The sequence below is a fragment of the Intrasporangium sp. genome, assembly GCF_039812505.1.
In the GTDB taxonomy this organism is placed as follows: domain Bacteria; phylum Actinomycetota; class Actinomycetes; order Actinomycetales; family Dermatophilaceae; genus Intrasporangium_A.
In genome coordinates this window covers 63377-73220 of the sequence record NZ_JBDIAQ010000005.1, presented here as the reverse complement: position 1 = coordinate 73220, position 9844 = coordinate 63377, and the positions used below count along the sequence as shown (strand labels likewise).

Sequence of the window (9844 nt, the reverse complement as noted above, 5' to 3'; positions counted from 1 at the left end):
CGGCATCACGCCACAGGTGGCAGACGACGCGCTTGGCGACCCAAACCGGATCGTCATCGACCCCGACTACAACAGCACAAGCGGCGAAAGCGTCCGAATTATCGGCTTCTCGACCATCGCCGACGACATCGTCACGGTCATCGTGCTTCAGCACAGGGAACCGAGTACGGCGTGAACGGGTGGTCAGCCAACGAGAAGGACCGCCGCATCTACAACGAAGGCAGCTACGCCGGCGAGGAAGGAGAAGCCCCATGAGCAAGAAGATCGACGACCTGCTCGCCGCCGAGGCCACGGCGGTCGAGGAGGCCGAGGCAAGAAGCGACGCGAACGCGCCGTTGCCGGCCCACGTCAAGGTCACGCGCGGACATCCGCGTGCTCGCAACCTCCAGGTCCGCTTCCGCGACGACGAGTTCGACGAGCTGATGCAGTACGCCGAACAGCGCGGCCTGCCGGTCTCGACGGTGGTGCGCTCACTCGTGCTCCAGGCGATCGCTCCGGCCGATGACCTCAAGTCCGCACTGGACAAGCTGGAGACCGACCTCGCTGCAGTCCGGCGCAAGGCCCTCAGCGCCTGACCGCCGTAGGTTCAGCTCGTGGCACTCGCGGCGTTCGCTCTCAACGGCACTCGGTACGAGTTGTCGAGCGACGTCGTGGAGGCGCGGTTGGCCGGCGTGGCACCAGAGCCCATCCGCGAACACCCCGCCCAGGCGAACGGGGTCTGGTATCCGATGAAGCAAGCCTTCGAGGTCGCCGTAGGCGTGCCACGCTCGGAGTTCGTCTCCCATACGGCACGGCGACACTTGGCAACGCTCGGCTCCCGCGCCAGAGAAAGATCGAGAGCCGGGACGAGGCAGCAGCCGCCACGGCGACAGCCAAGCCCGCCTTGCCGGTCGTCCGCGACTTTGGCGGTGAGGAGTGGCACACGGAAGCTAACTGACCGGGTGAGCTGACCGGCAGCTTGCCGGGGGGGCGGTCCTCCGCCGTCTACGGTGGGTGGATGCGACTCCTGGGGATCCTGGGCGGGATGAGCTGGACCAGCACCGTCGAGTACTACCGCCTGCTAAACCACGGCGTCTCGCAGCGGCTCGGGGGACTGCACTCCGCGAACCTGCTGCTGCGCAGCGTGGACTTCGCGCCGTTGGCCGCGATGCAGCACGAGGGTGACTGGGCCGGCACCGTGGCGGTGCTCGTCGAGGCTGCCCGGGCCCTCGAGCGGGCAGGCGCCGAGGGTCTGCTGCTCGCGACGAACACCATGCACAAGGTCGCCGGGGAGCTGGAGGCGGCCGGCGGCATACCCCTGCTGCACATCGCCGACGCGACCGCGGCCCGGGTGCGGGCGGACGGCCGGCGCGTGGTCGGGCTGCTGGCCACGGCCTTCACCATGGAGCAGGACTTCTACGTCGGGCGGCTTCGCAGCAACGGGCTCGAGGTGCTCGTGCCCGACGCGGACGACCGGGCGGACGTGCACCGGATCATCTACGACGAGCTCTGCCTGGACGTGGTCCGCGCGGACTCGAGGCAGCGTTACCGCGAGGTCATCGCCCGGCTCGCGCAGCGTGGCGCCGAGGGGATCATCCTGGGCTGCACCGAGGTCGGGCTGCTCGTCGGCGCGAACGACTCCCCGGTGCCGGTCTACGACACCACCGCGATCCACGCCGCGCAGGCTCTCGACTGGATGCTCGCGACGTGACCTCGGACCGGAGGGTGGGAAGGCAGCCGCCTGCCGGTCCGGCGGGGCCTGACAGGGGCATCGCATAGGGTCTGAGTCGTGACGAGGATCGCCTATCCGCTCGCCCGGACCACGCTCGAGAACGGGCTGCGGGTGGTCGTGTCCGAGGACCACGCCGTCCCGGCGGTCGCCGTCAACCTGTGGGTCGGTGTCGGGTCGCGGCACGAGAGCCCCGGGCGCACCGGGTTCGCCCACCTCTTCGAGCACCTGATGTTCCAGGGCAGTCGCAACGTCGCGTCCGGGGAGCACTTCTCGCTGCTGATGGACCAGGGCGCCCGGCTCAACGCGACGACGTGGTTCGACCGGACCAACTACTTCGAGACCGTCCCCACCGGCGCGCTCGAGCTCGCGCTCTGGCTCGAGGCCGACCGGCACGGGCACCTGCTCGACGCGGTCAGCCAGGAGAACCTCGACAACCAGCGCGACGTCGTCAAGGAGGAGAAGCGCCAGCGCTATGACAACCAGCCGTACGGCACCGCGCTGGTGGACGTCTACGCGACCGTGTTCCCGGCCGACCACCCCTACCACCACCCGACGATCGGGTCCATGCAGGACCTCGATGCCGCCACGCTCGAGGACGTCCACGCCTTCTTCCGCGCCCACTACGGGCCGAACAACACCGTGCTGACGCTGGCCGGCGACCTCACCCCGGAGCACGGGTTCGCCATGGCCGAGCGGTACTTCGGCGACCTGCGGCCCATCGAGCTGCGCTCCCGGCCGGTGCTGCCGCAGCTGGCGCCGCTGGCCGCACCGGCCCGGCTCGACCGGACGGGCGACGTGCCGAACGACCGGCTCTACGTCACCTTCCGGCTCCCGGTCGACGCCACCCCGCAGTACCACGCCTGCGCGATCGCCGTCGACGTGCTCGGCGGTCTGGCCAGCTCGCGGCTGGTGCGCCGGCTCGTGCGGGGCGACGAGACGGCGACCTCGGTGGGCGGCTGGACCATGGGGCTCGTCGACGGGGTGGGCCTGGGGGCGCTCGTGGTCGACGTCGTGTCGGGCGCCGACGCCGAGGCCGTCGAGCAGGCGCTCGTGGAGGAGGTGACGCGGTTCGTCGAGGAGGGTCCCGACGAGACGGAGATGGAGTCGGTCGTCGCCGACACGGAACGCACGTGGCTGAGCTCGTTGGCCGGGCTCGACGAACGTGCCGACCACCTCAGCCACTACACCCTGCTGCACGACGACCCCGACTACGTCAACCAGCTCGTGGACCACGTCCGGGCCGTCACCGCCGACGACGTACGTGCCGCCGCGGCCCGCTGGCTACGACCGGAGAGCCGGGCCGTCGTCCGCTTCCTGGCCGAGTCCGACGCGGAGGTGGCCGCGTGACCGGGCTCGCCCGGCCGGCGGTGGCGCCGCCGGCGCCGTGGAGCTTCCCGACGGGGTCCACGACGGCCCTGCCCGGCGAGGTGACCCTGTTGACGTACCACCTGCCGGGCCAGTACGTGGTGTCGGTCCGCGTCGGCCTGCCGGTCTCGCCCGCGGCGGAGCCACGGCAGCTCGAGGGCGTGGCCACGATCATGGCGCGAACCCTCGACGAGGGCACCGCGCGCCACAGCGCCGAGGAGTTCGCCCGGCTGCTCGAGCGCAAGGGCGTCAGCTTCGGAGCGGGCATCGGCGAGAGCGGCCTGACCATGGACCTCGAGGTCGTCAAGGGCAACCTCGCGGCCGCGCTCGACCTGCTGCGCCAGATCATCACCGAGCCCGTCTTCCCCGAGGCCGAGGTGGCGCGCCAGGTCCGGGCCCGGCTCGCCGAGATCGACCAGGAACGCGCGGTGGCGGCCAACCGAGGGGTTCTCGAGTTCGTCCGGACCTTCTATGCCGACGATGACCGAGCCTCCCGCCCGGTCGGCGGCACCCGCGAGACCGTCACTGCCATCACCCGTGAGGCCGTGGTCGCGTTCCACACCGAGCACGTGGTGTCGAGTGGCGCGACCATCGTCGTGTCCGGCGACCTGTCCGGGCTCGACGTGCCCGCCCTGGTGGGCGCTGCGTTGGGTGGCTGGCACCCCGGGCGCGGGCAAGGTCCCTTCGTCAGGCGTACGGCGGTCCTGGCGCAGGACCGCTGCCGCATCGTCGTCGTGGATCGTCCGGACTCGGTCCAGTCGGAGATCGTCGTCGGCGCACCCGGGCCCGACCGATCCGTCGCGGGCGGCTGGGCGCCATACCCGGTGATCGGGTTCGTGCTCGGTGGGTCGCCGACGGCTCGCATCGACGCGGTCCTTCGCGAGGAGAAGGGCTACACGTACGGCATCCGCTCCAGCTTCCGGCCCCGTCGGTCGGGCGGGCTGTTCCTGACCGCCGGATCCGTGCGCGGTGACGTCACGGCGGAGTCACTCGGCGTGCTCGTCGGGCTGCTCGAGTCCGGGTGCCGCGGGTTCTCGGACACCGAGGTGCGCTCCGGGGTCGACTTCATCGGCAAGACGGCGCCGGGGCGGTTCGCCACCGCCGACGACGTCGCGGACGAGGCGATCATGATGGCGCTCGACGGGCGCACGACCCAGTTCACGACCGACAACCTGCGCGACCTCGCCACCGTCGACGCGGCGCGGGTCGACCGGGCCTTCGACCGGTTCGCGCGGGCGGCCGGCGTCGACCCGGACCGCCCCGGCGGCGGCTGGACGATCGTGGTCGTCGGCGACGCCACCGCGCACCTCGCGGGGATCGAGTCCCTCGGGCTCGGCCCCGTCACCGTGGTGCACGACCACTGAGCACGACCACTGAGCACAGCGGCATGACCACTGAGCACAGCGGCGCGCCCGCCGGGCACAGCGGCATACGGCTGCCGTATGCCGCTGTGCCGGGCGCCGCTGACCGCGCGGCTATCGGTCGCCCAGCCGGTGCAGCACCTCGTCGTGCAGGTGCCCGTTCGTCGCGACGGCGTTGCCGCTCCAGCAGCCCGGCCGGCCGTCGAGGCCGGTGAAGCGCCCGCCGGCCTCCTCGACGATCGGCACGAGAGCGGCCATGTCGTACACCGCTAGCTCCGGCTCGGCAGCGATGTCGACGGCGCCCTCGGCCACGAGCATGTACGACCAGAAGTCACCGTAGGCCCGGGTGCGCCAGCAGTCGTCCAGCAGTCCGAGGAACGCCTCCTGCCGGTCCACACCGCGCCAGGCCGAGAGCGACGCGTACGACAGGGACGCGTCCGCGAGGCGGCTCACTCCCGACACGGTGATCCGGTGCGCCGACGTGAGCGAACGCCCGGTCCACGCACCCGCTCCCACGGATGCCCACCACCGACGATGCAGGGCCGGTGCCGAGACGAGCCCGGCGACGGGGCGGTCCTCGTCCACGAGCCCGATGAGGGTGGCCCAGACCGGGACGCCGCGCACGAAGTTCTTCGTCCCGTCGATCGGGTCGATGATCCAGCGCCGCGGACCGCGACCGGTGCGCTCGAACTCCTCGCCCTCGACCGCGTCGCGGGGGCGCGAGCGCTTCAGCTGGGCTCGGATCAGCGCCTCGGCGGAGCGGTCGGCGTCGGTCACCGGCGTGAGGTCCGGCTTGGACTCGACGACGAGGTCGGCGGCCCTGAAGCGGTCGAGGGTCAGCTGGTCGACCGTGTCGGCGAGCACGTGGGCGAGCCGGAGGTCGTCGTCGTAGGCGGTCACGTCGCCGGAGCCTAGCGGCTCACCACTCCTCGGCGGCGGAGCGGCTCTGCAGCAGGCGGCGCAGCGACTCGAGCCGGGCCGGACCCGCCGGGCCGGCGTGCCCCCCCGCGACCCAGGCGTCGAGCGCGCACTCCGGTTCGTCGTGGGTGCACCCCCGGGGGCACCCGTCGGTGCCCGGTGACAGGTCGGGGAAGTGCTCGACGATCCGGTCCGGGCCGATGTGCGCGAGCCCGAACGAGCGCACGCCCGGGGTGTCGATGACCCAGCCCCGGTCGTCGGGCAGCCGCAGCGCCACGACGTTCGTCGAGGTGTGCCGGCCCCGGCCGGTCACGTCGTTGACCTCCCCGGTGACCCGCCCCGCGCCGGGCACGAGCGCGTTCACCAGGGTGCTCTTGCCCACCCCCGAGTGTCCGACGAGTACCGAGACCCGCCCGGCGAGACGCCCCCGGAGGTCGTCGAGGCCACGGATCGTGCCGCCCTGTCGGGCGGTCACGACGTAGTCGACGTCCAGCGGCGCATAGGTGCGCAGGAACGCCAGTGGGTCGACGAGGTCGGCCTTGGTCAGGGCGAGCAGTGGGACGAGCCCGGCGTCGTAGGCGGCCACGAGGCACCGGTCGACCATCCTGGGCCGCGGCTCGGGATCAGCCAGGGCCGTGACGATCACGAGCAGGTCGGCGTTGGCCACGATGACCCGCTCGACGGGGTCCGCGTCGTCGGCGGTCCGGCGCAGGACCGAGGCGCGCGGCTGGACCCGCACGATGCGGGCCAGGGTGTCCGGCCGGCCGGACGTGTCCCCGACGAGCGCCACCCGGTCGCCGACGACGATGCGGCTGCGCCCGATCTCCCGGGCCTTCATCGCCACGAGGGTGTGCTCGCCCCCGCCCTGGGCCCGGGGGGCGCGGACCAGACAGGTGTACCGGCCGCGGTCGATGCCGACGACGAACCCGGTGACCGCGTCGGCGTGGGCCGGCCGTTCCTTCGTCCGGGGCCGCGACCCGCGCCGGTTGGGTCGCACCCGCACGTCGCCCTCGTCGAGGTGGCGCCAGCTCATCGGGTGGACCCGAGCATGCGGTCCCAGAGTCCGACGAAGTCGGGCAGCGTCTTGCCGGTCGTGCCGACGTCCTCGACGGTGACCCCCGGCACGCGCAGCCCGATGATCGCCGCGGCGGTCGCCAGGCGGTGGTCCGCGTAGGTGTGGAACCGGCCCCCGCGCAGCGGGGCGGGCGCGATCCGCAGCCCGTCCGCGGTCTCGGTCACCTGGCTGCCGAGGGCACCGAGCTCGGTGGCGAGCGCGGCGAGGCGGTCGGTCTCGTGGCCGCGGATGTGCGCTACGCCCCTGATCAAGGACGGGGTCGACGCGAGAGCGGCCAGGGCCGCGACCGTCGGGGTCAGCTCGGCCGCGTCGTGCAGGTCGATGTCCAGCCCCACGAGCTCGCCGCTGCCGGTGACGGTCAGGCCGGAACGGTCGAGGCGCACGTCGGCGCCCATGGCGTCGAGGATGTACCGCATCAGGTCGCCGGCCTGGGTGGTGTGCTGAGGCCACCCGGGCACGTGCACGCTGCCACCGGCGACGAGTGCGGCCGCGAGGAACGGCCCGGCGTTCGACAGGTCGGGCTCGACGACAACGTCGAGGCCGTTGATCTCGGACGGCTCGACGCGCCAGGTGTCCTCCTCCGAGTCGTCCACGACGACCCCGGTGTCGCGCAGCGCCTCGACGGTCATCAGGATGTGGGGCCGGCTCGGCACCGGACCGCCGGCGTGCCGGACCGTGACCCCCGACTCGTAGCGGGCTCCGGCCAGCAGCAGGGCGGAGACGAACTGTGACGAGGCCGAGGCATCCATCGTCACGGCTCCGCCGGCCAGGCCACCCGCGCCGTGGACGGTGAGGGGCAGACGCCCGGTGCCGCCGTCGTCGACGCTGCCCCCGAGGGTCCGCAGCGCGGCGACGAGCGGGCCCATCGGCCGGGTGCGGGCCTGCGGGTCGCCGTCCAGCCGGACCGGACCGTCGGCCAGGACCGCGACGGCAGGCAGGAACCGCATCACCGTGCCGGCCAGCCCGCAGTCGACGCTGGTGTGGCCGCCCAGCCGCTCCGGCGGGGTGACGAGCCAGTCGGCGGCTGCGTCCGGCCCCGGTTCGCCCTCGTCGGCGACGTCGTCGATACCGACACCGAGACGGCGCAGGGCCGCGGCCATCAGCAGGGTGTCCCGCGAACGGAGCGGGGCGCGCAGCCGGGACCGCTCACCGGCCAGCGCGGACAGCACGAGGTAGCGGTTGGTCAGCGACTTGCTGCCCGGCAGGGAGACCGTCGCATGGAGCGGGTCGTCGGCGGTCGGGGCGGGCCAGTCCTCCGCCCCGATCAGCGAGGTGGTGGCCGGGGCGTGGTCGGCGTCCGGCACGTCAGCTCACGACGCCCTGGGCGGCACGGGCCAGCTGCCTCGTCTCACGCCGGGCCGACCTGCTCACCTGCCTGGCCCCGTGGCGGGCCCGCTCCCGGGCCCGCCACGCCAGACCCGGCCGGCCCGCGGTGTCGGCCGCCGCGAGGAGCAGCCCGCCGAGCAGACCGGCGTCCCGCAGGAACAGGCTGCGGGCCTGCTTCCTGCGGTCGGGGTCGGTCTCCTCCCAGAACGCGTGCTCGATCGCTGCCGTCGGGACGACGGAGGCGGCCAGGACGGTGGCGGCCAGGCGCGGCATCCGGCCGGTCGCCAGCAGCAGGCCGCCGGTGAGCAGGATGGCGCCGTTGGCGCGCACGAGCACGCCGGGGTCCTCGGGGAGGGAGGCCGGTGTCGGCACCTGCTCGAGCAGGTGCGCCGTCCGCGCGGTGCGCGCCCCCGGGTTGCGCAAGGCCTCGAACCCGGTCACGACGAACACCGAGGCGAGCAGTGGCCGGGCAATGCGACGGACGAGCATGGGGGTCCTCCTCCGGCCCCGGAAGCCCGAGACCTCGATGATCCGTGGACATCTACCGTAACCACTTACCCGCGTCCGACCGCCAGGCCGGGCCCGGTCGGCACTGCCTAGGCTTGCCGTCATGTGCGGGAGGTACGCCGCGAGCGCGCGGCCCGACGAGCTGGTCGAGCAGTTCGAGATCGACGAGGACCACACCGGCGACCCGGCACGCAGCATCCTGAGGTCGCCCCAGGTGCCGCCGCCCGGTCAGCCGGACTGGAACATGGCGCCCTCGAAGCAGGCACCGGTCGTGCTGACCCGCCGCCCGCGGGGGAGCGAGGACGCCGCGGCGACGCGACAGCTGCGCCTGCTGACCTGGGGCCTGGTGCCGGCGTGGGCGAAGGACCCGAAGACCGGGCTGCGGATGATCAACGCCCGGGCCGAGTCGGTGCTTGGCCGGGGGGCGTTCGCCAAGGCGGCGCTGGCGCGGCGGTGCCTGGTCCCGGCCGCCGGCTGGTACGAGTGGCAGGCGTCGCCGACCGCCCGGGACGCGAAGGGCAGACCCCGCAAGCAGCCCTTCTTCGTCCATCGGGCCGACGGGGCCCCGGTCGCCTTCGCCGGCCTCTACGAGTTCTGGCGCGACCGCTCGGTCCCCGAGGCCGACCCCGGGGCCTGGCTCACCACGTTCACGATCGTCACCTCGCCCGCCGAGCCGGGCCTCGACCGGATCCACGACCGGCAGCCTCTCGTGCTCGAGCCCCGGCAGTGGGGGCGGTGGCTCGACCCGGGCGAGCACGATCCCGACGTGGTCCGCCGGCTCCTCGAGCCCGCGGGACCGGGCCGCTTCGAGGCGTACCCGATCGGGCGCGCCGTCGGGTCCACCGCCGCCAACGGGCCGGGTCTGCTCGAGCGCGTCGGACCCGACGAGCTCGAGGGCGTCATCGACCCGATGACGGGGGAGGTGCTCGGCGGGTGACGACCGAGCGGGTGCACGAGGTCGACACCCCGGCGGGCCCGGGCCGGGCACGGGTATGCCGCCCGGCTCGCGCCCGTGGGACCGTGGCGCTCGGGCACGGCGCCGGGGGAGGAGTCGGCGCCCTCGACCTGACGCTGGCCCGTGACGTGCTGGTCGCGCACGGCTGGGCGGTGGCGCTCGTCGAGCAGCCGTGGCTCGTTGCCGGTCGCCGGGTCGCCGCCCGGCCGCCAACGCTCGACGCGGCCTGGGTGCCGATCGTCGAGTCCCTGCTCACCGGTCGCGGACGGCTGCCCCGGCCGCTGGTGGTCGGTGGCCGCAGCGCCGGGGCCCGCGTGGCCTGCCGCACCGCGGCCACCCTCGGTGCCGCGGCTGGGCTGCTGCTCAGCTTCCCCCTGCACCCGCCCGGTCGGCCCGACCGGCTCCGTGCGGACGAGCTCGCGCTGGCCCCGGACCCGTCGTGGGTGATCCAGGGCAGCACGGACCCGTTCGGCAGCGGCACGGAGCTGGCGCCATACGCACCGCCGGGTACCCGGGTGATCGAGGTGACCGGCAGGCACGGCTTCCCGGCGTCCTCGGCGCAGCAGCTGCGCGAGGCGCTGCGGGCGGTGGCGGGAATGCTCCCCGGCTGAGCCGCGTTTGACCCG

Annotated in this window: 10 protein-coding genes; 6 read left to right on the top strand and 4 right to left on the bottom strand. The window is 73.6% G+C overall.

Translation table 11 applies throughout. The annotated features are described in order from the left end of the window. Positions 1-251 precede the first annotated feature (251 nt). The 4 genes from WMI84_RS01820 to WMI84_RS01805 all read left to right on the top strand — a co-directional run bounded on the left by WMI84_RS01820 (position 252) and on the right by WMI84_RS01805 (position 4440). Complete coding sequence (locus tag WMI84_RS01820; protein ID WP_347350289.1) at positions 252-575, top strand: hypothetical protein; 324 nt, start codon at positions 252-254, stop codon at positions 573-575. 422 nt (positions 576-997) lie between these two features. Beyond that, positions 998-1690: an aspartate/glutamate racemase family protein gene (locus WMI84_RS01815; RefSeq protein ID WP_347350288.1), complete on the top strand. Its 693-nt coding sequence runs from the start codon at positions 998-1000 to the stop codon at positions 1688-1690. A gap of 78 nt (positions 1691-1768) precedes the next feature. Next, complete coding sequence (locus tag WMI84_RS01810) at positions 1769-3058, top strand: pitrilysin family protein (RefSeq protein ID WP_347350287.1); 1290 nt, start codon at positions 1769-1771, stop codon at positions 3056-3058. Beyond that, on the top strand, positions 3055-4440 hold the full coding sequence (locus tag WMI84_RS01805; RefSeq protein WP_347350286.1) for a pitrilysin family protein: 1386 nt from the start codon (positions 3055-3057) through the stop codon (positions 4438-4440). The genes WMI84_RS01810 and WMI84_RS01805 overlap by 4 nt, the downstream gene beginning before the upstream one ends. Before the next feature lie 111 nt (positions 4441-4551). On the opposite strand, the gene hisN is transcribed toward WMI84_RS01805, so the two are convergent. Genes hisN through WMI84_RS01785 form a run of 4 tightly spaced genes read right to left on the bottom strand, consistent with a single transcriptional unit; the run spans position 4552 to position 8245 of the window. Continuing rightward, a complete protein-coding gene (hisN, locus tag WMI84_RS01800; RefSeq protein ID WP_347350285.1) occupies positions 4552-5337 on the bottom strand; it encodes a histidinol-phosphatase in 786 nt (261 codons plus the stop codon). 19 nt (positions 5338-5356) lie between these two features. Further along, positions 5357-6388 carry a ribosome small subunit-dependent GTPase A gene (rsgA, locus tag WMI84_RS01795; protein WP_347350284.1) on the bottom strand — a complete coding sequence of 344 codons (1032 nt, stop codon included), beginning with the start codon at positions 6386-6388 and terminating at the stop codon, positions 5357-5359. Beyond that, positions 6385-7734: a 3-phosphoshikimate 1-carboxyvinyltransferase gene (gene aroA, locus WMI84_RS01790; RefSeq protein WP_347350283.1), complete on the bottom strand. Its 1350-nt coding sequence runs from the start codon at positions 7732-7734 to the stop codon at positions 6385-6387. The genes rsgA and aroA overlap by 4 nt, the downstream gene beginning before the upstream one ends. Before the next feature lies 1 nt (position 7735). Further along, a complete protein-coding gene (locus WMI84_RS01785; RefSeq protein ID WP_347350282.1) occupies positions 7736-8245 on the bottom strand; it encodes a DoxX family membrane protein in 510 nt (169 codons plus the stop codon). 121 nt (positions 8246-8366) lie between these two features. On the opposite strand from WMI84_RS01785, the gene WMI84_RS01780 reads away from it, so the two are divergent. After that, positions 8367-9200 (top strand): SOS response-associated peptidase, encoded by an 834-nt coding sequence (locus WMI84_RS01780; RefSeq protein ID WP_347350281.1) that lies wholly within the window; start codon positions 8367-8369, stop codon positions 9198-9200. After that, positions 9197-9829, top strand: a complete 633-nt coding sequence (locus WMI84_RS01775) for an alpha/beta family hydrolase (protein ID WP_347350280.1) — start codon at positions 9197-9199, stop codon at positions 9827-9829. Before WMI84_RS01780 ends, WMI84_RS01775 begins: the two co-directional genes overlap by 4 nt. Positions 9830-9844 lie beyond the last annotated feature (15 nt).